The organism is Streptomyces cavernicola, assembly GCF_029968035.1.
Taxonomy (GTDB): Bacteria; Actinomycetota; Actinomycetes; order Streptomycetales; family Streptomycetaceae; genus Streptomyces; species Streptomyces cavernicola.
The window spans coordinates 55,840-76,348 of the sequence record NZ_JASCIQ010000033.1 but is presented as its reverse complement, the minus strand read 5'-3'; the positions used below and the strand labels follow the sequence as shown (position 1 = coordinate 76,348).

The window sequence follows — 20,509 nt, the reverse complement described above, 5'->3', positions numbered from 1 at the left end:
CGGGGTGACGTACGGGAGTTGAACCACCGGGGACGTGGGGACGGGAGGAAAGGGGACCTCCTCCCCGACTACCCCTCGCTGCGCGGCGGTCCCACCGGGCCGCCGCCACCCCGCTCGCCCCGCTCGCCCCGCTCGTCCGCCCCGAGCTGGAGCTCCAGGCGTTCGATCGCGGCGCGGATGCCGTTGCCGTAGGCGTCGTTGCCGAGCGTGCCGATCGCGCCGCGGGCCTGGCGGAGGTGGGCGCGGGCCTCATCCTCGCGGTGGAGCTTCACATAGTCCGCCGCGAGGTTGAGGTGCAACGACGGGTAGAACGCGCGCACTTCGAGGGATCTGTGGTGCTGCTCCAGGCGCTCGTCCGTCAGCACCTCCGCGGCCGTCAAGGCCAGCAGATCCCAGGCGAGTTCATCCGCCGGGTCGTCCTGGGTGTCCGCCATGTAGTGCGCGATCGTGACGCGGTGCAGCGGGTCGCCGTGCTCGCCGATCTCCGTCCAGAGGCCGAGGAGGCGGTTGCGGGCCTCCTCGCGGTCCCCCGCGCGATGCAGCATGACCGCTTGCCCCGCCCGTGCCATCACGGCGTCCTCGGACGACTGCCCGTGCTGCTCCGCCACTGCTTACTCCCGACTCGTACGACGATCTGCGAACACCACCGACGCTAACCGCCGCCACTGACAATCCGGCTCAGGCGCGAACGCTCAAGTGGCGGACGCGGCTTACCGATCCGGCCGAGCCGCGGCCGAACCGCAGCCGAACCCGGCCGGGATCAGGCCGAGGCTTGGCCGGGAACGGTCAGGCAGCGCCCAGGTTCGGAATATGCCAATCGATCGCCTCGTGGCCCTGCGCGGCGACCGCGTCGTTGATCTGCGTGAACGGCTGCGAGCCGAAGAACTTCTTCGCGGAGAGCGGCGAAGGGTGCGCGCCCTTCACCACGATGTGCCGCTCGGTGTCGATGAGCGGGAGCTTCTTCTGCGCGTAGTTCCCCCACAGCACGAAGACCGCCGGGTCCGGGCGGGAGGCGACCGCGCGGATCACGGCGTCCGTGAACTTCTCCCAGCCCTTACCCTTATGGGAGTTGGCCTCCCCCGCTCGAACCGTCAGCACCGCGTTCAGGAGGAGCACGCCCTGCTCGGCCCACGGCATCAGATAGCCGTTGTCCGGGATGGGCGTGCCGAGTTCGGCCTGCATCTCCTTGTAGATGTTCCGCAGCGAGGGCGGGGTCTTCACGCCGGGGCGGACCGAGAAGCACAGGCCGTGCCCCTGGCCCTCGCCGTGGTACGGGTCCTGGCCGAGGACGAGCACCTTCACGTTCTCGTACGGCGTGGCGTCCAGAGCGGCGAAGACCTGCTCGCGGGGCGGGTAGACGGGGCCCTTCGCGCGCTCCTCCTCGACGAACTCGGTGAGCTCCTTGAAGTAGGGCTTCTCCAACTCCTCGCCGAGAACCTCTCGCCAGGACTCGGGGAGCAGGGCTGCGGTGGTCGGGTCCGTCACGTGAACAACCTCCATGGTGCGGTCACTTATCACCGTCGAACCTACCTGCGACCGCTGACAACGCCGAAGGGCGGCCGGAGTTCCGGCCGCCCTCGAAGGTCGTGGCGCGCTGTCGCTGAAGGAGCGGCGGCTACCAGCTGGTCTTCCGGCTCAGCTCCCACATCGTCATGATCGTCGAGGGGTCGAGGGCGCGTTCGCCGCCGGCGATCTCCTCGGAGGCGGCGACGTACTGCTTGCCCTGCCACAGCGGAAGGAGACGGGCGTCCTCGACGAGGATCTCCTGCGCCTTCTCGAACTCCTCGGCCACGGCGCCGCGGTCCGTCTCACGGCGCGACTGGGGCAGCAGCTGGTCGGTGATGCGCGGGCTGGCGTAGGGGATGCCCAGGTTGTTGTGCTCGCCGACGAAGGGCGCGATGAAGTTCTCCGGGTCCGGGAAGTCCGGGAACCAGCCGCGGCCGAAGACCGGGTACTCGCCGCCGCGGAAGCCCTTCTCGAACTCCTTCCAGGGGCGGCCCTTGATCGTCACGTCGAAGAGCCCGGAGTCCTCCAGCTGCCGCTTGATCTCCTCGAACTCCGTCTTGGTGACCGAGCCGTAGCGGTCCGTGGTGTACCAGAGGGTGAGCGGGACGGGGCGCGTGATGCCCGCGTCGGTGAGGATCTTCTTCGCCTTGGGGGTGCTGGGCTTGCCGTACGTGTCGAAGAAGCCCGTGGTGTGGCCGGCGACGCCGGTCGGGACCATCGAGTAGAGCGGTTCGACGGTGTCCTTGTAGACGTTGTGCACGATCGCGCCGCGGTCGATGACCTGGGCGACGGCCTCGCGCACGGCGGGGTTCTTCGCCCACTGGTCCTTGGGGTTGAACACCAGGAAGCGGGTCTCGGTGCCCGCGCCCTCGACGAGTTGGAGCTTGTCCTTCGCGGCGGCCGAGCCCTGGAGGTCGACGATGTCCTGCGAGGTCAGACCACGGAACGTGACGTCGATGTCGTGCTTCTTCAGGGCCCGCACCATCGCGCCGGAGTCCTGGAAGTAGCGGATGGTGACGGCGTTGTTCTTGTGCTCGGCGAACCCGTCGTAGTTCGGGTTCCTGGTGAGCACGGCCTTCTTGTCGGCCTCGTACGAATCGAGCTTGTAAGGGCCGGAACCCACGACGCCGTCGCCCTTGCGGAGGGAGTCCGCCGGGTACTCCTGGGGGTCCACGATCGACATGGCCGGGGCGGCGAGCACGAACGGGAAGGTCGCGTCGGCCTTCTTCAGGTGGAAGGTGACGTCGCGGTCGCCGTTGGTCGTGACGCGGTCGAGGCTGCCGAGCAGGCCCTCGGGGCCGCCCTCGACGCCGATCTTGCCGATCCGGTCGATGGAGTGCTTCACGGCCTTGGCGTCGAGCGGGTCCCCGTCGGAGAACTTGAGGCCCTCGCGCAGCTTGCAGTGGTACGAGGTGTTCGACTCGTCGGTGAACTCGCAGGCCTCGGCGGCGTCCGGCTCGGGCGTCGCGGCGCCGGTCGGGTAGCTGACCAGCGTCTGGTAGACGTTCCGGTACAGCTCCCAGGATCCGTCCCAGGCAGCGGCGGGGTCGAGGGTGCTGGGCGCACTGGTGGTGCCGACGACGATCGGCTTCTCCTCGTCGGCGCTTTCGGAAGTGAAGACACCGCATCCCGTGAGCAGGGATATGGACGCAAGAGTCGCAGCGGCCTGCAGACTTCGGGTCCGGTTGAACACGCGCACGCTCCTCGATCAACCACGCCAGGGGGTTGGCGCACCTTACCGCAGCGCCCTGCCCGGCCAACGTCCAGGCCGGGCAGGGCACTTGATGTACCGAGATGCTCCTCTTCAGCCGCTACGTGCGGTCCGCAGCGGCTTGAGCGGTTTGTCAGCCGACGCCCGCATTGAGGAAGATGCCGCCGTCCACGACGAGCGTCTGCCCGGTGACCCAGTCCGACTGGTCCGAGGTGAGGAACGCCGCGGCGCCGCCGATGTCGGCGGGCACGCCGAGCCGGCCGAGCGGGTAGGCGGAGACGACCTCCTCCTCGCGGCCCTCGTACAGCGCCTTGGCGAACTTGGTCTTCACCACGGCGGGCGCGATGGCGTTGACCCGCACCTTGGGCGCGAACTCGTGCGCCAGCTGCAGGGTCAGGTTGACCATCGCGGCCTTGCTCATGCCGTACGCGCCGACGAACGGGGAGGCCGAGACGCCGGCGATGGAGGCGATGTTGACGATCGCGCCGCCGTTCTCCGACTGCCAGGCCTTCCAGGTCTGCTGGGCGAAGCCGAGCGCCGAGATCACGTTGGTCTCGAAGACCTTGCGGGCGACGTTCAGGTCGAGGTCGGCCATCGGCCCGAACACCGGGTTCGTGCCGGCGTTGTTGACCAGGAAGTCGACCCGGCCGAAGGCCTCCATCGCGCGCTCGACGGCCACGGCCTGGTGGGCCTCGTCGTGGGCCTTGCCGGCGACGCCGATGACCCGGTCGGCGCCGAGCTTCTCGACGGCCTCCTTGAGGGCGTCCTCGTTGCGTCCCGTGATGCAGACCCGGTCGCCGCGGGCGACGAGCTCCTCGGCGATGCCGTATCCGATGCCGCGGCTCGCTCCGGTGACGAGCGCGGCCCTGCCACTGTCCTGCACTGCCATCTGGAACCCTCCGGGCTAGTTGAGCGGGCCGCCGGCGACGTACATGACCTGGCCGGAGACGAAGCCCGCGGCGTCGCCGGTGAAGAAGGCGATGGCGTTGGCGATGTCGTCGGGGCGGCCGACGCGCTGGACCGGGATCTGGGTGGCGGCCGCGGCCTGGAACTCCTCGAAGCCCATGCCGACGCGCTCGGCGGTCGCCTTGGTCATCTCGGTGACGATGAAGCCGGGGGCGACGGAGTTGGCGGTGATGCCGAACTTGCCGAGCTCCTTGGCGAGGGTCTTGGTGAAGCCCTGCAGACCGGCCTTGGCCGCCGAGTAGTTGACCTGGCCGCGGTTGCCGAGCGCCGAGGAGCTGGACAGGTTGACGATGCGGCCGAAGCCGGCGTCGACCATGTGCTTCTGGCAGGCCTTGGACATCAGGAAGGCGCCGCGAAGGTGCACGTTCATGACCGTGTCCCAGTCGGAGGCGCTCATCTTGAAGAGCAGGTTGTCGCGGAGGACGCCCGCGTTGTTGACCAGGACCGTGGGAGCGCCGAGCTCGTCCGCGATCCGGGCGACGGCGGCCTCGACCTGCGCCTCGTCGGAGACGTCGCAGCCGACGGCGATCGCCTTGCCGCCGGCGGCCTTGATCTGCTCGACGGTGTCCTTGCAGGCGGCCTCGTCGAGGTCGATGACGGCGACGGCGCGGCCTTCGGCGGCCAGTCGGATCGCGGTGGCGGCGCCGATGCCGCGCGCGGCTCCGGTGACTACGGCGACGCGCTGCTCGGTGGTGGACATGCTGGTTCTCCCTCGGCCTTGGAATGCGGCTCTCGCGTCGCTCCCGCCGGGACGACCCTGTCCGGTGAGCGACCGCTTAGTACCTACAGCATCCGTGACGCTAGAAGCCCTGGCACCCGGTGTCAACGGCCCACCGGTGTCAGGGCTTCGTCACAGTCGCCGATCAGGTGCCGATCACGTGCCCGATCGGACGCCGCCTCAGCGCACCAGGAGGTCCAGGAGACGCTCGACCTCGGCCTCCGGGTCGGCCGTCAGGCCGGTGTGCACCGGGCCCGGCTGGACCACCGTGGAGCGGGGCGCGACCAGCCAGCGGAAGCGCCGCCCGGCGTCGTCGCGCGCCGCCTGGCCCGCGTGTTCGCCGCCCTGGCAGACGCCCTCGACGGCGCGGAGCGCGGCCCGTACGCCCGCGACGTCGGCGGTCGGGTCGAGCGCGGTCAGCTTGCGCTCGTCGAGGTGGGTGCGGGCGGCCACGAAGGACCTGGCGCGGCAGTAGACCACCACGCCCGCGTTGAACACCTCGCCGCGCTCCACGCGCGGGACGACGCGCAGCAGCGCGTACTCGAACACATCACGGCCGTTGCGCTCGCTCACTCGCCCGCGCCCTTCTTGTTCTTGGTGGGGTGCGGCCAGGGGGTGAGGTGGTCGGTGAGCCACCCCGGCGCGTTGGACTGCTTGCGCTCCACGCGCGGGCCGAGCGTGATGCGGTCGGCGAGGCCCTGCACACGCGCGTGCAGCACGTCGACGTACGCGCGGCGCAGTTCGTCGGGGCTCTCGAAGCCGGGCTCGTCGACCAGCCACTCGTCGGGCACGTCGGCGGCGACCTCGGTGAGGAGTTCCTCGGTGACGCGCGGGGCGAGCTCGGCGGCGGCCGCGGCGATGTCGGGGCCGAAGGGCGCGAGCGCGTGGTCGGAGGCGTCGTAGGGCTTGGCGGCTGCGGCCTGGGCGGTGCGCCAGTTGTGGTGCCAGATCATGCTGGCGCCGTGGTCGATCAGCCACAGGTCGCCGTGCCACACCAGCATGTTCGGGTTGCGCCAGGAGCGGTCGACGTTGTTGATCAGCGCGTCGAACCAGACGACGCGGCCCGCCTCCTCGGCGCCCACCTCGTACGCGAGCGGGTCGAAGCCGAGGGAGCCCGGCAGGTAGTCCATGCCGAGGTTGAGGCCGCCGCTGGCCTTGAGCAGCTCCTGCACCTCCTGGTCCGGCTCGCCCAGGCCGATGACCGGGTCGAGCTGGATCTGCACGAGCTCGGGCACCCGAAGGCCGAGCCGGCGCGCCAGCTGCCCGCAGACGACCTCCGCGACGAGCGTCTTGCGGCCCTGTCCTGCGCCGGTGAACTTCATGACGTACGTCCCGAGATCGTCGGCCTCGACGATCCCGGGGAGCGAGCCGCCCTCACGCAAGGGCGTGACGTAGCGGGTCGCTGTGACTTCGGTGAGCATCGCTCCAGGCTACTGGCGAGTCGCGGGGTGTTCGATCGAGTTGTCGCGTACGACCGGCACGCGCGCGTGGTGGTCGTACACGCGCAATGTCGTGCACGCGCGCGTGGTGGGGTCCGATGGTGGTGCACGCGCGCGTGGTTGGGGCCTGACGGCTGCGGGGGCCGGAGCGTGGCACCCGTCCGGCGGCACCCGTCCCGGCTGTCGTCGGCGCGGGTTGGTTCGCCGTCCGTGCGTCCTCTGGATTTCGCGGCGCGGGCATTGGAACGTTGAACGACGTCCCGGACCGCCCAACGCCCCAGAACCTTTACCGCATGGAGGATGACATGGCCGTATCGCAGGACACCTCTCGGCCGGACCCCGCCCGACGCACCGTGGTGGCCGCCGCCGTGGGCGCCGCGGGGCTCGCCGCAGCCGTGACGGCGTGCGGCGATTCGGGCGGCTCCGGTTCGGAGGAGGGCGCGTCGGGAGGGACCGAGACCGGCGGCGCCGACACCCCGACGGGCGGCGCTACGAAGGAGACCGGCGGGGACACGGGCGGCGGCTCCGGCGGCAAGCCGCTCGCCAAGACCTCCGACATTCCCGAGGGCGGCGGCAAGGTCTTCAAGGACGAGGGCGTCGTCGTCACCCAGCCGACCTCGGGCGAGTTCAAGGCCTTCTCGTCGACCTGCACGCACCAGGGCTGCGCCGTCCGGGACGTCTCGGGCGGCACGATCAACTGCCCTTGTCACGGCAGCAAGTTCGCGATGGCCGACGGCAGCGTGAAGAACGGCCCGGCGACGAAGCCGCTGCCCACGGAGAAGATCGAGGTCTCGGGCGACGAGATCAGGCTGGCGTGACGGCCTGACGACGTGACGGCCTGATGGTCTGACGGCCTGACGCGCGGCGCTCAACTCCGGTCAGCGAGCCCGCTTCCAGGCCGTCAGCACGTCCTCCGTCGATGTGACCGTGGCGACGAGCGCGAGCGTGTTGCGGATCACCACCGGCGTGTAGTCCGACGGCACGCCCGCTATCGCGTCGGCCGGGACCACGGCCGTGTAGCCGAGATTGACCGCGTCGAACACCGCGTTGGGTATGGCAACGTTGGCCGAGACGCCCGTGACGATCAGGGTGCGGCAGCCCAGGTTGCGCAGCAGCGGGTCGATGTCGGTGCCCGCGATCGGGGAAAGACCGTGCAGCCGGCGTACGACGAGATCCTCGTCGGCGACCTCGATGGGGGGCGCGACCCGAACCGCGCGCGTACCGGACAGCTGCTGCACCGGGAGGCGTTCGGCGGCGCGGAACAGCCGGGCGTTGTGGTTCGCGCCTCTGCCGTCGGGCCGCCGCTCCGCCACGGCGTGCAGCACCTGGACGGAAGCGGCGTGCGCGCCCTCGACCAGGCGCGCGACGTTGTCGAGCGCGCCCGACTCCCGTGCCTCGCGGGCGAGTTCGGGCAGCGCACTCTCCTCGCCGACGACGCCCCCCTGGCATTCGACGGTGAGCAGCACGGTACTTGCGGGGTCGAGGAGTTCGGCGAGCTGTGCGCTGGACGGCATGGTTCCCCCTGTCGCTGGCCTCGGGCTGCGGCGGAGGGTAGCCCCCATTGCGTACCGGTGGAAGAGCGTTCATGATTTCCTGACGCACAGTCAGACACGGTGCGGCGACCGGCTTCTGGGCTTGACGGTGGGCGGCGCCGAGGCCCGTCGACACGGAGGATCCACAGAGTTCCACGGAGATCCACGGAGATCCACGGAGGATTCGTGACTGATACGCAGCGCAGAGGACGCAAGATCATGATGACTCCGGAGGAGCGCGACGCGTTTCTCGGGGAGCAGCGCACCTGCCGGGTCGCGACGGTCTCGGCGGACGGCGCTCCGCACGCCACCGCGCTCTGGTTCGCCTGGGACGGCTCGGCGCTGTGGCTGTACTCGATCACGCGCAGCAAGCGCTGGGCCGATCTGCGCCGCGATCCGCGCATCGCGGTGGTGGTGGACGCGGGCGTGGAGTACGGGGAGCTGCGTGGGGTGGAGCTTTCGGGCAGCGTGGAGTTCGTCGGCGAGGTGCCGCGTACGGGTGAGCCGTGTCCTGAACTGGCCGTTCCGGAGGAGCTGTTCGCTCGGAAGGTCTTCGGGACGGATGCGATGCCGCACGATGGGCGGCATGCGTGGGCTCGGCTCGTGCCGGACTCGATCGTGTCGTGGGACTTTCGCAAGTTGAGCGTTTTGCGGTGAGGTGGCCTGCGCGGGGGCCGTTCTTCTTCATCCCCTCCCCACCCCTTCCCGGCTGTGTCAGTTTGCGGCTGCCGCCGCGTGGCCTGCGGACGGCCGCCCTTCCGGGCCCGACGAGGCTGCCGGTCGAGCGCCCCGTCGTCGTGGCTGATCGCGCAGTTCCCCGCGCCCCTGAAAAACCAGCCCCTGCCGGGGCTAAATACAGCCCCAGCCCGCAAAGAATCAGCCCCTCCGGCGTTTGAGGAGCGGGGGTCCGGGGGCGCAGACCCCGGAGTTGCCCGCTGAGGGCTTCCGGGAAGGGCGGAGGGGATCAAAAGAGCCCGGACTACGAACCGCACCGTACAAGCACCCCCTACCCCACCAACTCCCCCGCCGCCCGCAACGCCGCAACCGCAGCCCGGATCGAGGGTCTTCGGTCGGCGTCCGCGCGCCACACCGCGTACACATGCCGGCGCACGCCCTGCCGGACCGGAACCACGCTCACGCCCTCCGGCAGCACGCCCCGCCCCAGGCGCGGAGTGATGCACACGCCCAACCCGGCGGCCACGAAGGCGAGTTGGGTGTGGTGTTCCTCGGCGAAGTGCCGCAGGCGCGGCTCGATGTCCTTGGCGCGCAGGGTGTAGAGCAGCCAGTCCATGCAGTACGCCCCCTCCGGCCAGGAGATCCAGTCCTCGTCGGCCAGCTCTTCGAGGGCGATCTCCGCGCGCGTGGCCAGCGGATGCCGCGCGGGCAGCACGACGTCCGCCGGGTCGTCGAGCAGCGGGGCCTTGGCGAGGCCGTCGGGCACGGGCAGCGGCTTGTTGTACCAGTCGAGCACCACCGCCAGGTCCAGGTCCCCGCGGACCACCGCCGCCGCGCCCTCCTCCGGCTCCAACTCCCTTGATCTGACCCGCAGTCCGGGGTGCTCCTCGCGCAGCGCCACGAGCGCCGTGGGGAAGAGGCCGCGCGCCGCCGTGGGGAACGCGGCGATCCGCAGCTCGCCGACGGCCTGGCCGCGCTGCGCCTCCAGGTCCGACTGGGCCAACTCGACCTGCGACAGGATCCTGCCCGCGTGGTCGGCGAGCAGCCGCCCGGCGTCGGTGAGGCGGATGCCTCTGCCGTTCTTGGCGAGCAGCTGCTGACCCACCTCGCGCTCCAGCTTGGTCATCTGCTGCGAGACCGCCGAGGTCGTCACATGCAGCCCGGCGGCGGCCTTGCTCACGGAGCCGTGCCGGGCCAGGGCGTCGAGGGTGCGCAGGCGCTCCAGGTTCAACATGTAAGCAATGCTACGCAATCCCACTGACAAAATCTCGCTTGTTCTACGAAATCCATTCAGTCATCGTGAGTCCCATGGCTTCCGTCAGCACGCCCCGCCCCTCCGCCGGCACGCCCCGCACCGGCTCCGAGGACTCCCCTCCGGCCACCCGCCCCGCCCTGGACTGGCGTATCCGGTTCGCCGCCCTCTCTCTGGTGTGGGGTTTCAGTTTCCTGCTCATCAAGGTCGGTACGCAGGGCTTCGCGCCGTTCCAAGTCACCTTCGGGCGGCTGCTGTTCGGGGCGGCGGTGCTCGGCGTGGCGCTCGTCGTGAAGCGGGAGCGGCTGCCGCGCGGGCTGCGCACCTGGGGCCATCTGGCGGTCGCGGCGCTGCTGCTCAACGCCCTGCCGTTCTCGCTGTTCGCGTACTCGGAGCTGACGATCCCGTCGACGCTCGCCGGGATCTGCAACGCCACGTCGCCCTTGTGGGGCATGGTCCTGTCGCTCGTCGCACTGTCCGAGGACCGGCCGACGCGGCGCAGGGTCGCGGGCCTCGGCCTGGGCTTCCTCGGGGTGCTCACCGTGCTCGGCGCCTGGCAGGGCTTCAGCGGCCTGGACGCGCGGGGCACGGCGATGGCCCTGCTCGCCTCCCTCTGCTACCCGGTCGGCTGGATCTACGTCCGCCGTACGCTCGCCGGGAACCCGCACTCGAACCTGTCCCTCACGGGCGGTCAGCTGCTCCTGGCCACGGCCCAACTCGCCGTCGTCACCCCGCTGTTCACGTCGCTGCCGTCGAGTCTGCCGGTCGTGCCGCTGCTCGCGGTCGCCGCGCTCGGCGCGCTCGGCACGGGGCTCGCGGTGCTGCTGCAGTTCGGCCTTGTCTCCGAGGTGGGTCCGACGACGGCCCAGATGGTCACGTACTTCATCCCGGTGATCGCGACGGCCGCGGGCGTCGCCCTGCTCGGCGAGCCGCTGACGTGGTCGACGCCGGTGGGCGCCCTCGTCGTCATCGCGGGCGCGGCCCTGACGCAGTCGCGGGCCAGACGATAGCCACACGACGACAGCCACAGCTCCGGCTCGGGCCCCTCACCCGAACCTCCGCACCTGCCCCCCGCCCACCGCCGCCGCGACCGCGTCAGCCACCGTGTCGATCTCGTCGAGGGCCAGGGGCGAGACCGTGATCCGCACTCCGGGGCCCGCGTTCATCCGGAAGCGGGCCCCCGGGGCGACCGCCCAACCCGCGTACAGGAGACGGGAGACGGCGCCCGTCTCGTCGGCGACGGGCACCCATACGTTCATGCCGGTCCGGCCGTGCGCCTCGACGCCCCGTTCCGCCAGGGCCGCGATGAGCGCCTCCCGCCGCCGCCCGTACGAATCCGCCACTACGCGCGCGTGGACGGCTTTTTCGGCCCACAGCCGCACCACCGCGTACTGCAGGATCCGGCTGATCCAGCCGGGCCCGAGCCGTTGCCGGCCGCGCACCCGGTCGAGCGTGACGGCATCCCCGGTGAGCACGGCGAGGCGCAGGTCCGGGCCGTACGCCTTGGCCGTCGAACGCACCACGGCCCAGCGCTCCGTGACCCCGGCGAGCGGGTGCAGCGGTACGTCGACGATGTGGTGGCCGTGGTCGTCCTCCAGGAGCACGACCTGTGGGTGCTCGGCGAGCACGGAACGCAGCGCACGCGCGCGTGCCGCGCTGATGGCCGCGCCGGTGGGGTTCTGCGCGCGGTCGGTGACGACGAGGGCCCGCGCCCCGTTCAGCAGCGCCCGGTCGACCTCTTCGGGCAGCGGCCCTTCGTCGTCCACGCCGACGGGCACCGCGCGGAGGCCGAGTGCGGGCACGAGGTCGAGGAGGCTGCCCCAGCCCGGGTCCTCCACGGCGACCGCGTCACCCGGCTTGAGGTGGGCGGCGAGCACCCGCTCGATGGCGTCGAGGGAGCCGGAGGTGACGGCGACCGGCCCGTCCGGCACCCCGTCGGCGTCGAAGAGGGCGCGCGCCGCCCGCGCCAACTCAGGCTCCACGGCCGGGTCCCCGTACAGCACGGGTCGCTCGTCGGCGCGCTCGGCGGCCGCCGCGAAGGCGCCGGCCAGGGAGGGCAGCAGGGCGGTGTCGGGGTTGCCGGTGGACACGTCGCGCACGCCCTCCGGCACCTCGACGCCGATGGCGTCCCGCGCGGAGCTGGCCGGCCGCGACCGTACGCGACTGCCTCTGCGTCCCGCCGTCTCGATGACCCCGCGCTCGCGCAGCGTGCGGTACGCGGCAGCGACCGTATTGGGATTGACGCCCAGGTCGCCCGCCAACTCCCGCATGGGAGGCAGCAGTTGACCCGGTTCGAGCAGCCCGTCGGCGACGCCGCGCTCGACGCTGGCGGCAATTTCGGCTGCACGCCGCCCCATGATCCGATACTCTCCTAGCACAAACGAGATTATGCACTAGTGCAATGGAGATCGCAATGTCCGCGCAGCCCGCCCCGACCCACTCGACCTCTCCGACCTCCCCTGCCGCCCCGACCTCCCCCAGCTCCTCCGCCTCGTACGCCCCGACGGACCGCACCGTGCCCACCCGCTCCCGGGACCGCGCCGCGTACGACCGGGAGACGGTGCACTCGATACTCGACGCCGGCCACCTGTGCCATCTGGGGTTCGTGCGCGACGGGGCGCCCGTCGTCCTGCCCACGCTCTACGGGCGCGTGGGCGAGCGCCTCTATGTGCACGGCTCCACCGGGTCGCGGCCGCTGCGGGAGGCCGGGCAGCGGGATCCGGGCCTTCCGGTGTGTCTGACGGTCACGCATGTCGACGGTCTGGTGCTTGCCCGCTCGGCCTTCCACCACTCGATCAACTACCGCTCCGTGGTGGTGCACGGCATCGCCCACCCGGTGACGGACCCCGAGGAGAAGCGCAGCGCCCTGGACGCGCTCGTCGACCATGTGCTGCCGGGGCGCGCCGCCGACTCGCGCCCGGCGAACGCGAAGGAGCTGGCCGCCACCGCGGTGCTCAGCCTGGACCTGAACGAGGTCTCGGCGAAGGCGCGCACGGGCGGCCCCAACGACGACCCCGAGGACCAGGACCTGCCGTACTGGACCGGCGTCCTGCCCGTCGCCCCGGTGTACGGGACCCCGATCCCGGCGGACGACCTGGCGCCGGGCGTAGCGGTGCCGGAGTACCTGAGGTCGCTCTGAGCCAGGCCCGTCCGGCAGCGAGGGCCCGAGGACGAGCAGAGGCACAGGGGAGACACAGGGGCGGCCAAGGGCCCAGGAACGACAGTGGGACCCGGCCGCGTCTCCCGCGGCCGGGCCCCACTGTCAAAAGGCGCTGTACAAGAGCGCTGCACAAGTGCCCTATACAGAGGTGCGCGAGGAGGACAACTCGCTCTCCTTGTCGGGCATTCCGCCCGCCACCGGCTCCGGCGAGGCCTTGGCCGGCGTGCTGCTCTGCGCGATGAACGCGCCGACGAGGACCATCGTGCCGCCGACGACCTGCGGCGCGGAGAGCTCCTCGCCGAGCAGGATCCACGCGAAGACCGTCGCGACGACCGCCTCGAGGCATGAGACGACGCCCGCGACCTGCGGCGAGAGGCGTCGCACCGCCATTACCCCGGACCCGTACGCGAGCACGGTGGCGATGAGCACGATCCAGCCGAGGAGCATCAGTCCCGGGACGGAGGTGCCGTCCATGTCGGCGCGGCCGGCGAGGACCGACCAGTCCATGGTCCACGGACGGGCCACCACGGTCAGGACCACGGCGCCGATGAGCAGCCCGTACGAGATGACGCCGAGCGGGTTCGGGGCCTCGTCGCCCGCGTCGCTGCCGTGGTCGCCGAGGATGAAGTAGCCGGCCTGGCAGACGGCGGCGCCGAGGCCGAGGAGGACGCCGAGCGCGTCGAAGCGCATGCCCGCCCACACCTCGACGACGCAGGCCAGACCGCCGACGGCGAGTACGACACCGATCGCCGCGGCCCTGGTGACGGGCCGCCGCTGCACGAACCGGATCCAGCCGAGCACGAGCGCGGGCCCGAGGTACTCGATGAGCAGCGCGACGCCGACGGGGATACGGGAGATCGCCACGAAGTAGCAGGTCTGCACGCCCGCGACGGCGAGCAGGCCGAAGCCCGCGAGCAGCGCGGGCCGTTGCGTCAGGAGCGACCGGTGCCGCCAGGCGAGCGGCAGCATGATCAGGGCGGCGCCGGCGATCCGCAGCCACACGACGTGCAGCGGATCGAGCCCGGCCTCGATCAGCGGTTTGGCCGCGACACCGGAACCGCCGAACGCGAACGCCGAGACGAGCGCGAGGCCGAGCCCGGCGCCGCGACCGGCGCCCGCTCCGGCCCCTCGGCCGCCGTGGACGCCCGGACCTGCCGGGGTCCCCTGAATCTCCTGAGACGTAGACACCGGCACATCATGACAGCCCCGTAATGAGCGTCACCACTGTTACGCCTGACATCTCAGTGCGCGAGACCGGCCGAATCACGGTCCGGGACGCGGCGGTACGCGGCCTGCCGCGGGGCTCGATCCACCGAAGGGCGCACGCACCTTCCGCGCACGCCCCGACGGACGCAAAAGCGACCGGATCAACTCCCGTACGACTGAAGGAACTTCACCTCAAGAGCCGGTCGGGTGGGCCTGCGCGGCCAGGGCCTCCGCGTCGACGCCCGCACGCCGCAGCACCTCCACGGCCCGGCACTCCGGGTCCCGGGCGAGCGCGAGGAGCAGGTCGACCCCGCCGACCTGGCGCGCTCCGCGCCGGTCCGCCGTCGCGAGCGCCGCCTCCATCGCGGTGGCGGCGGAAGGGGACCAGCCGGCGACCTCCCGTACGACGGGCAGCGCGCCGGAGTCCTCCACTGCGCCCTGCCACTGCAGCCCGTAGCCGATGCTGCGCTGCACGAGATAGCCGAGGAGGCGGGCGACCTGGCCGCCGTCGAAGAGCGCGCGCACCGCCGGGTCGGTCTCGAGGAGAGAGTGCAGCAGGTGCGCGGTGTCGATCTGCCGGTCCCCGTCCCGGAGCGCACGCCGGCGTGCACCGGCGACGACCGAGGTCAGCTCGGCGCTGAGGCGGTCGTCGGCGGCGACGGTACGGGTCTGGCCGGAATCCGCGGCCGGAGTCGGGGTCGGGGGCTGGCTATGCACATCCCTCACCCCATCAGCCGCGATCGGCCGTAGCATCCCCGCGGGGGAGCATTTGCGCGTCCGACGCAAGTTGGGCATGCATGTGCGGGTTCTCCTCCTTACGGATGAGATCTTCCCGTTCCGCCCGGTGGGGCGCGCGCCGTCTTGCTTCGCTCCCCCTGCGCAACCATGTCCCACCCGTACACGTCCCACAGGAGAGCCCCACCACACCCACACCTGACACCCCCGGCGCCTCCGGGACATACTCACGCCGCACGCTCCGTCCGTCCCGCCCCCACTCCGACCGCCGCCCACCGCTCCGGCGAAGGAAGCCGACATGCCGCCCGGCCCGCACTGCACCGCCCGCACTGCGGCGACGCATGCCGACGGCACGGAGGACCTCGGGTACGACTACGGCCTCGGCCGCGGCGACTACGACGAGTACGGGTACGGGTTCGAGCACGGCGACCACAGCTACGACGAGTACGGCTACGACGAGTACCTCGACCTCGAAGGGGACGCCGAGGAATACGGCTGCTGGCTCGTAGCCCTCGTGGCGGTCGACGGCAAGAGCTACGTGTACCGGGTGTACGCCCCGCCGGACGCGCTCCGTGGCGACCTGTTCTGGGAGGCCTGGCACTGCCACGACGAGGGCCCGCACCCGCGCGCGTACGACGTGTTCGACACCGCGTCGATACGTCACATAGGCAACCTGCACCAGGAGTGAGCCGCGCCTGGGGCGACCCGAACTCCTCAGCCAGGGACCGATTCTGACGCACCGTCAGTCTTGTAACTTACGTTCCCCGCCGCTACGTTCCGCGACACACCGGCTGCGCCCGCCGCAGCGCCCGACGAGAGAGGTGGTCGCACATGGCCGAAGTCACCGCCGAAGCACGTATCGAGGCGCCCGCCGAGAAGGTCTGGGCGAAGCTCACAGACTTCTCCGTCTACGGCGAGTGGAGCACGACCCACACCGGCTTCCCGAAGGGGGCGCCGACCTCGCTGGAGCAGGGCGGAACGTTCGAGGAGAACATGAAGCTGATGGGCTTCCCGGCGGAAGTCACCTGGACCGTCGACGAGTTGACGCCGGGCCGGACGCTGTCCATCCGCGGCAAGGGCCCGATGGGCGTGACCGTCGGCACGCGCTACTCGCTGACGCCCGACGGCGACGGTACGAAGGTCCGCATCGACGGCGAGTTCACGGGCGCCGCGGTGACGCTGATGGCCGGCAAGCTCAAGGAGTCGGCATCGGCCGCGCTCAACGAGTCGCTGCGCAAGCTGACGGCTCTGGTGGCCTGAGCCCCCACAGTCATCGGTTGCGCGAAGACGCGAGCGGCGGCGCGCCCCCACTCACAGGTGGGCGCACCGCCGCTCGCGTACGCCGACGGCCACAGCCGACGCCGAGACTGACTGACTGACGCTCAGCCCTCGTCGGCCAGGATGAGATACAGCTTCTTCCGGGCGTCGTTGACGACCGCGAGGGCCTTCTGCCGCTGCTCGGCCGAGCCGGTCTTCCAGACCTGGCCGAACGCCTCCATCAGACCGAAACCGGCCTGCCGGATCTCGTTGATCGTCTCCCAGTCGACTCCGCGCCCCGCGTCCTCCCAGGGGGCTTCGGGCCCGTCGGCGGCCGCGGTCGTGCCCGCCTCGGTGAGCGAGAACAGCTTCTTGCCGCCCTCGGTCTCGCTGACGATCAGGCCCTCGTCCTCGAGGAGTTGGAGCGTCGGGTAGACCGATCCCGGGCTGGGCTTCCACGCCCCGCCGCTGCGCTCGGCGATCTCCTGGATCATCTCGTACCCGTGCATCGGCCGTTCCTTCAGGAGCGCGAGGATCGACGCGCGTACGTCACCCCGCCGCGCCCGTCCGCGCCCGCCGCCTCGACCGCGACCGCCCCAGGGCGGCCCACCGGGTCCACCGAATCCGGGCCCGAACGGCCCGAAGGCGGCCCGCCGCCCTTCGAAGTCACCCCAGCCACCGGGGCCACAGGGGCCACGACCGTGTCCGCGACCGTGCCCCGGTCCGTGCTGATGCTCATGTCCATGGGAACGCATGGGAACCACTCCTTCTCCGTGTGCTCGTCGTACGCGTCTGCCTCCTCCGCGACCACGAACCAACGCACTCGTTGATCCATCACATCTCTATCGCGATGCTTCAACGATATATCGGAACTGTTCGGCCAGCAAACCTGCAGATGAGAGCGGGGTGTTTTCTGTGACAGCGAACTCCGACCGTCCGCCACTGAGAGCCGATCACCCCGCGGGATAGGCTCCCGCCCCATGGAACGGCTGCCCGAGAGCGTGGATCGCGACATCCTGGAGCAACGGATCGTCCCCGCGCTCGTGACGATCCGCGGAACACTCGGCTGCACGCTGCACCAGGCGATCGACGCCTTCGCACAGCGCTACGAGGAGCTCCGCCAAGACCGTCCGGACGACTTCGAGCTGAGCCGGGACGAGTACGGGCACGACTTCTGGTCCTGAGCCTGTCAACTCGTCCAGAGTGGGCTTCTGACCTGCGCGTTCACACAGGGCTCAGGCCCGCCCGACCGTGTCCGGCGACCGCGTCGGGGCGACGTGTCGGGCAGAGTGAACGCCATGCACGTCGAAGCCCTCACCCGCATCTGCCCGCCGCCCCACCCCGGCCGCAGCGTCAACTGGCCCGCAGTCGAGCAGCAGTTGAGGCTCGCCCTCCCCGCCGACTACAAGCAACTCGTCGAGACGTACGGCGGCGGGGTCTTCGCCGATTCGCTCCGGCTGCTCGAACCGGACGGGGCGGACGACATGTACGACCTGGTCGCCCAGACCGCGGAGCGCGCGGAGATCCTCGACGACCTCTGGGAAGCGGGCGAGCCCAAGCCTTCGGAGCTCCTCGACGGCGACATCAGGCTGGTGCCCTGGGGCCTCAAGGAGGACGCGGGCCACTTCCTCTACTGGCAGGCCCGGCCGGACCAGGAGCCGGAGGAGTGGACCGTCCTCCTCAACGAGGGGCGCGGGCCGCTCTGGGAAGCGCATCCGCTGTCGTGCAGCCGGTTCCTGTTCGAGGTCGTCGCAGGCACGTCGACGTCGACGTACTTCTGCGACCTCGACGCGTCCGTCACCTCGGAGGGCAGGTACCGGTTCCGGCCCAACTCGCAGATTTTCAGCGGGTAACAGCCATCGGCGAGGCCCACCGCAAGAGGGCAGACTGACCCCCATGACTGCGACGCCCCCAAGCACCCCGAAAGCCGACCTCCACCGCTACCTCCAGTCCGCCCGCGACGCCCTGCTCTGGAAGCTCGACGGGCTCTCGGAATACGACGCGCGCCGCCCCCTCACGCCGAGCGGCACCAATCTCCTCGGCCTCGTCAAGCACACCGCGACCATCGAACTCGGCTACCTCGGCGACACGTTCGGCAGGCCGTCCGGCGAACCGCTGCCCTGGGTCGCGGAGGACGCCGAGGTCAACGCGGACATGTGGGCGAGCGCCGACCAGTCGCGGGACTTCGTCGTCGGGCTCTACCACCGCGCGTGGGCGCACGCCGACGCGACGATCGAGGCGCTGCCCCTGGACACCGTCGGCAAGGTGCCGTGGTGGCCCAGCGTGAAGGCCGAGGTGACCCTGCACCACGCCGTCGTACGCGTCGTCGCCGACACCCAGCGGCACGCCGGACACGCCGACATCCTGCGCGAACTCATCGACGGCGCCGTCGGGATGGACCGGAGCAACGACAACATCCCGTCGGGAGACGCGAGTTGGTGGGAGGCGTACCGCGGGCGCCTGGAGCGTACAGCCAGGGAGGCCGGGCAGCAGTCACCGTGAGGGCCGGCCACTGGCCACCCCGAAGAGGTCCACTTCTGTCGGATTGGCATTGGCCGTGGCCCGCCCCGCAGCCGTAGCGTCGGCGCCATGCGGATTCGAATCGTCGACGCCTTCACCGACCGCCCCTTCGCCGGGAACCCCGCCGGCGTGCTGCTCCTCGACGCCTTCCCGGCCGACGACTGGCTGCAGCACGTGGCTCTTGAGGTCAACCACGCCGAGACCGCCTTCGCCTGCCCGCTCCCCGAGGGCGGCGAGGCGGACTGGGCGCTGCGCTGGTTCACCCCGGCCACCGAGGTCGACATGTGCGGCCACGCCACCCTCGCCACGGCGCACGTACTGCGCTCCACCGGCGCCGCGGACGGGCCCGTCCGCTTCGCCACCCGCTCCGGCGTGCTGATCGCCACCGCCCGGGACGACGGCTCGATCACCCTCGACTTCCCCACCGCACCCCTCGCCGAGGTGCCCGTCGACCCCGCCGTCGGCACGGCGCTCGGCGCGCAGCCCGTCGCGGCCTTCGACACCGGGCCGAACGTCGGGGACCTGCTCGTCGAGCTGGCCGACGAAAAGGCCGTGCACGCCCTGCGCCCCGACCACAAGGCGCTCGTCGCCCACTCCGAGCGCGGCGTCATCGCCACCGCCCGCGCCGAAGACCCCTCCCGCGGCTACGACTTCGTGTCCCGCTGCTTCTTCCCCCGCGTCGGCATCGACGAGGACCCGGTGACCGGCAGCGCCCACACCGCCCTCGCTCCGTACTGGTCCCGGCGCCTCGGCCGGGACGAGCTCACCGGACTGCAGTCCTCCGCGCGCTCCGGCCGCGTACGCACCGCGCTGCGCGGCGACCGGACGCTGCTCACCGGGAATGCCGTCACCGTGATCGAGGGCGAACTGCACGCCTGACCGGCCGAGTCGACGGCCCCGAGCGAAAGGCCCGGCTGCCCACGCCCGTCAGGCCGTGGGCAGCCACCCCACCTTTCCCGCGAGCACCGCGTACCCCACGAACGCCCCCACGTCGAGCAGCGTGTGCGCGACGACGAGCGGGCCGACCCGGCCCCAGCGCCGGTACAGGCAGACGAAGACCACGCCCATCACCATGTTGCCGACGAGGCCGCCGATGCCCTGGTAGAGGTGGTACGAGCCGCGCAGCACCGAGCTCGCCACGAGCGAGGCGTTCGGCGACCAGCCCAACTGGTCGAGTCTGCGCAGCAGATAGCCGACGACGATGACCTCTTCGACGATCGAGTTCTGCGCGGCCGACAGGATCAGGACCGGGAACTTCCACCACACGTCCGGCAGCCCGTCCGGCACCACCGTCAGGTTGAAACCGAGCGCCCTGGTCGCCAGATAGAACGCGATGCCGGTACTGCCGATGCCCGCCGCGATCACCGCACCGCGCCCCAGATCCGGCCCCGGCCGCTGCCGGTCGAAGCCGATCGAGCGCAGCCCGGCCCCTTCCCGTACGAGGAGATGCGCGACGAGCGCGACCGGCACCAGAGCCGTCGTGACGCCGAACAGCTGCCAGGCGAGATCGAGCCAGGGGCGGCCGGGCGCGGCCGAGGAGTTGAGGGTGGCCGCCTGGTCCTTCAGGCCCCCCGGCTTGGTGACCGACCCGACGAAGCTGATCAGCGCCGACACCGCGCTCGCGCCGAGCGACAGCGCCAGCACGAGCACCGTCTCGTCCCGGAAGATCCGTCTTGTCGGTCGTTCCGGACGAAAAGAACCGGCCACCGGCCCTGCCTCCGACTGCACTCTGCCTCCATCTGTTCAATCCCGCCGCATCCCCATCCTCGCCCAGCTAGGGTCTCGAAAGCAGGTACGAAGATCGCGCGCGACCGGCCGAGGGGGAGCGTACG

The 20,509-nt window shown here is 71.1% G+C and carries 24 protein-coding genes; 10 read left to right on the top strand and 14 right to left on the bottom strand.

Annotated features, from left to right (window positions below; all coding sequences use genetic code 11):
* Positions 1 to 68 precede the first annotated feature (68 nt).
* From QIS96_RS27400 to QIS96_RS27370, 7 genes are all read right to left on the bottom strand, one after another.
* Positions 69 to 608: a hypothetical protein gene (locus tag QIS96_RS27400; RefSeq protein WP_282545436.1), complete on the bottom strand. Its 540-nt coding sequence runs from the start codon at positions 606 to 608 to the stop codon at positions 69 to 71.
* A gap of 178 nt (positions 609 to 786) precedes the next feature.
* The gene (locus QIS96_RS27395; protein WP_282545435.1) at positions 787 to 1,485 is read right to left on the bottom strand and encodes a uracil-DNA glycosylase; all 699 of its coding nucleotides are present in this window, start codon (positions 1,483 to 1,485) and stop codon (positions 787 to 789) included.
* Positions 1,486 to 1,615: 130 nt separating this feature from the next.
* Positions 1,616 to 3,199, bottom strand: a complete 1,584-nt coding sequence (locus tag QIS96_RS27390; protein WP_282545434.1) for an ABC transporter substrate-binding protein — start codon at positions 3,197 to 3,199, stop codon at positions 1,616 to 1,618.
* 151 nt (positions 3,200 to 3,350) lie between these two features.
* On the bottom strand, positions 3,351 to 4,106 hold the full coding sequence (locus QIS96_RS27385) for an SDR family oxidoreductase (protein WP_282545433.1): 756 nt from the start codon (positions 4,104 to 4,106) through the stop codon (positions 3,351 to 3,353).
* 15 nt (positions 4,107 to 4,121) lie between these two features.
* Positions 4,122 to 4,883 carry a 3-oxoacyl-ACP reductase FabG gene (gene fabG / locus QIS96_RS27380; RefSeq protein ID WP_282545432.1) on the bottom strand — a complete coding sequence of 254 codons (762 nt, stop codon included), beginning with the start codon at positions 4,881 to 4,883 and terminating at the stop codon, positions 4,122 to 4,124.
* Positions 4,884 to 5,081: 198 nt separating this feature from the next.
* The gene (locus QIS96_RS27375; RefSeq protein ID WP_282545431.1) at positions 5,082 to 5,474 is read right to left on the bottom strand and encodes a DUF3037 domain-containing protein; all 393 of its coding nucleotides are present in this window, start codon (positions 5,472 to 5,474) and stop codon (positions 5,082 to 5,084) included.
* The gene (locus QIS96_RS27370) at positions 5,471 to 6,322 is read right to left on the bottom strand and encodes a HipA family kinase (RefSeq protein ID WP_282545430.1); all 852 of its coding nucleotides are present in this window, start codon (positions 6,320 to 6,322) and stop codon (positions 5,471 to 5,473) included. Before QIS96_RS27370 ends, QIS96_RS27375 begins: the two co-directional genes overlap by 4 nt.
* A 323-nt stretch (positions 6,323 to 6,645) precedes the next feature.
* Between QIS96_RS27370 and QIS96_RS27365 the strand changes: the two genes are divergently transcribed.
* Entirely contained in the window at positions 6,646 to 7,158 is a 513-nt protein-coding gene (locus QIS96_RS27365) for a Rieske (2Fe-2S) protein (protein WP_282545429.1), read from the top strand.
* A 60-nt stretch (positions 7,159 to 7,218) separates the two neighbouring features.
* Here QIS96_RS27365 and QIS96_RS27360 read toward each other — a convergent pair whose 3' ends face one another.
* Positions 7,219 to 7,854, bottom strand: coding sequence for a cysteine hydrolase (locus QIS96_RS27360; RefSeq protein ID WP_282545428.1), 636 nt, complete (start codon positions 7,852 to 7,854; stop codon positions 7,219 to 7,221).
* 204 nt (positions 7,855 to 8,058) lie between these two features.
* On the opposite strand from QIS96_RS27360, the gene QIS96_RS27355 reads away from it, so the two are divergent.
* Entirely contained in the window at positions 8,059 to 8,529 is a 471-nt protein-coding gene (locus QIS96_RS27355) for a pyridoxamine 5'-phosphate oxidase family protein (protein WP_282545427.1), read from the top strand.
* Positions 8,530 to 8,878: 349 nt separating this feature from the next.
* Here QIS96_RS27355 and QIS96_RS27350 read toward each other — a convergent pair whose 3' ends face one another.
* On the bottom strand, positions 8,879 to 9,781 hold the full coding sequence (locus tag QIS96_RS27350; protein WP_282545426.1) for a LysR family transcriptional regulator: 903 nt from the start codon (positions 9,779 to 9,781) through the stop codon (positions 8,879 to 8,881).
* 74 nt (positions 9,782 to 9,855) lie between these two features.
* On the opposite strand from QIS96_RS27350, the gene QIS96_RS27345 reads away from it, so the two are divergent.
* The gene (locus QIS96_RS27345) at positions 9,856 to 10,809 is read left to right on the top strand and encodes a DMT family transporter (protein ID WP_408907267.1); all 954 of its coding nucleotides are present in this window, start codon (positions 9,856 to 9,858) and stop codon (positions 10,807 to 10,809) included.
* 36 nt (positions 10,810 to 10,845) lie between these two features.
* Here the strand turns inward: QIS96_RS27345 and QIS96_RS27340 are convergent, their stop codons facing one another.
* Positions 10,846 to 12,177, bottom strand: coding sequence for an aminotransferase class I/II-fold pyridoxal phosphate-dependent enzyme (locus tag QIS96_RS27340; protein WP_282545424.1), 1,332 nt, complete (start codon positions 12,175 to 12,177; stop codon positions 10,846 to 10,848).
* A gap of 23 nt (positions 12,178 to 12,200) precedes the next feature.
* Here QIS96_RS27340 and QIS96_RS27335 point away from each other — a divergent pair, with 23 nt between their 5' ends.
* Positions 12,201 to 12,938, top strand: a complete 738-nt coding sequence (locus QIS96_RS27335) for a pyridoxamine 5'-phosphate oxidase family protein (RefSeq protein ID WP_282545423.1) — start codon at positions 12,201 to 12,203, stop codon at positions 12,936 to 12,938.
* 159 nt (positions 12,939 to 13,097) lie between these two features.
* Here the strand turns inward: QIS96_RS27335 and QIS96_RS27330 are convergent, their stop codons facing one another.
* A complete protein-coding gene (locus QIS96_RS27330) occupies positions 13,098 to 14,129 on the bottom strand; it encodes an EamA family transporter (RefSeq protein ID WP_282545469.1) in 1,032 nt (343 codons plus the stop codon).
* Positions 14,130 to 14,357: 228 nt separating this feature from the next.
* Entirely contained in the window at positions 14,358 to 14,891 is a 534-nt protein-coding gene (locus tag QIS96_RS27325; protein WP_408907266.1) for a Clp protease N-terminal domain-containing protein, read from the bottom strand.
* Positions 14,892 to 15,198: 307 nt separating this feature from the next.
* Here QIS96_RS27325 and QIS96_RS27320 point away from each other — a divergent pair, with 307 nt between their 5' ends.
* The gene (locus QIS96_RS27320) at positions 15,199 to 15,588 is read left to right on the top strand and encodes a hypothetical protein (protein ID WP_282545472.1); all 390 of its coding nucleotides are present in this window, start codon (positions 15,199 to 15,201) and stop codon (positions 15,586 to 15,588) included.
* A 143-nt stretch (positions 15,589 to 15,731) separates the two neighbouring features.
* On the top strand, positions 15,732 to 16,160 hold the full coding sequence (locus QIS96_RS27315) for a type II toxin-antitoxin system Rv0910 family toxin (protein WP_282545421.1): 429 nt from the start codon (positions 15,732 to 15,734) through the stop codon (positions 16,158 to 16,160).
* 122 nt (positions 16,161 to 16,282) lie between these two features.
* Here QIS96_RS27315 and QIS96_RS27310 read toward each other — a convergent pair whose 3' ends face one another.
* Positions 16,283 to 16,912 carry a PadR family transcriptional regulator gene (locus tag QIS96_RS27310; RefSeq protein ID WP_282545420.1) on the bottom strand — a complete coding sequence of 210 codons (630 nt, stop codon included), beginning with the start codon at positions 16,910 to 16,912 and terminating at the stop codon, positions 16,283 to 16,285.
* A gap of 225 nt (positions 16,913 to 17,137) precedes the next feature.
* Between QIS96_RS27310 and QIS96_RS27305 the strand changes: the two genes are divergently transcribed.
* From QIS96_RS27305 to QIS96_RS27290, 4 genes are all read left to right on the top strand, one after another.
* A complete protein-coding gene (locus QIS96_RS27305) occupies positions 17,138 to 17,341 on the top strand; it encodes a hypothetical protein (protein ID WP_282545419.1) in 204 nt (67 codons plus the stop codon).
* A 114-nt stretch (positions 17,342 to 17,455) separates the two neighbouring features.
* Entirely contained in the window at positions 17,456 to 18,010 is a 555-nt protein-coding gene (locus QIS96_RS27300) for an SMI1/KNR4 family protein (protein WP_282545418.1), read from the top strand.
* Positions 18,011 to 18,053: 43 nt separating this feature from the next.
* Positions 18,054 to 18,659 (top strand): DinB family protein, encoded by a 606-nt coding sequence (locus tag QIS96_RS27295; protein WP_282545417.1) that lies wholly within the window; start codon positions 18,054 to 18,056, stop codon positions 18,657 to 18,659.
* Between the two features lie 87 nt (positions 18,660 to 18,746).
* Positions 18,747 to 19,556 carry a PhzF family phenazine biosynthesis protein gene (locus QIS96_RS27290; RefSeq protein WP_282545416.1) on the top strand — a complete coding sequence of 270 codons (810 nt, stop codon included), beginning with the start codon at positions 18,747 to 18,749 and terminating at the stop codon, positions 19,554 to 19,556.
* Positions 19,557 to 19,604: 48 nt separating this feature from the next.
* Here the strand turns inward: QIS96_RS27290 and QIS96_RS27285 are convergent, their stop codons facing one another.
* Positions 19,605 to 20,405, bottom strand: a complete 801-nt coding sequence (locus tag QIS96_RS27285; protein ID WP_282545415.1) for a CPBP family intramembrane glutamic endopeptidase — start codon at positions 20,403 to 20,405, stop codon at positions 19,605 to 19,607.
* Positions 20,406 to 20,509: the final 104 nt, after the last annotated feature.

Bases quoted from the DNA above. Each gene is read 5' to 3' on its own strand.
- QIS96_RS27385 (WP_282545433.1), bottom strand. From the start codon at position 4,106: ATGGCAGTGCAGGACAGTGGCAGGGCCGCGCTCGTCACCGGAGCGAGC.
- fabG (WP_282545432.1), bottom strand. From the start codon at position 4,883: ATGTCCACCACCGAGCAGCGCGTCGCCGTAGTCACCGGAGCCGCGCGC.
- QIS96_RS27370 (WP_282545430.1), bottom strand. From the start codon at position 6,322: ATGCTCACCGAAGTCACAGCGACCCGCTACGTCACGCCCTTGCGTGAG.
- QIS96_RS27365 (WP_282545429.1), top strand. From the start codon at position 6,646: ATGGCCGTATCGCAGGACACCTCTCGGCCGGACCCCGCCCGACGCACC.
- QIS96_RS27360 (WP_282545428.1), bottom strand. From the start codon at position 7,854: ATGCCGTCCAGCGCACAGCTCGCCGAACTCCTCGACCCCGCAAGTACC.
- QIS96_RS27350 (WP_282545426.1), bottom strand. From the start codon at position 9,781: ATGTTGAACCTGGAGCGCCTGCGCACCCTCGACGCCCTGGCCCGGCAC.
- QIS96_RS27345 (WP_408907267.1), top strand. From the start codon at position 9,856: ATGGCTTCCGTCAGCACGCCCCGCCCCTCCGCCGGCACGCCCCGCACC.
- QIS96_RS27335 (WP_282545423.1), top strand. From the start codon at position 12,201: ATGGAGATCGCAATGTCCGCGCAGCCCGCCCCGACCCACTCGACCTCT.
- QIS96_RS27320 (WP_282545472.1), top strand. From the start codon at position 15,199: ATGCCGCCCGGCCCGCACTGCACCGCCCGCACTGCGGCGACGCATGCC.
- QIS96_RS27315 (WP_282545421.1), top strand. From the start codon at position 15,732: ATGGCCGAAGTCACCGCCGAAGCACGTATCGAGGCGCCCGCCGAGAAG.
- QIS96_RS27310 (WP_282545420.1), bottom strand. From the start codon at position 16,912: ATGCGTTCCCATGGACATGAGCATCAGCACGGACCGGGGCACGGTCGC.
- QIS96_RS27305 (WP_282545419.1), top strand. From the start codon at position 17,138: ATGGAACGGCTGCCCGAGAGCGTGGATCGCGACATCCTGGAGCAACGG.
- QIS96_RS27300 (WP_282545418.1), top strand. From the start codon at position 17,456: ATGCACGTCGAAGCCCTCACCCGCATCTGCCCGCCGCCCCACCCCGGC.
- QIS96_RS27295 (WP_282545417.1), top strand. From the start codon at position 18,054: ATGACTGCGACGCCCCCAAGCACCCCGAAAGCCGACCTCCACCGCTAC.
- QIS96_RS27290 (WP_282545416.1), top strand. From the start codon at position 18,747: ATGCGGATTCGAATCGTCGACGCCTTCACCGACCGCCCCTTCGCCGGG.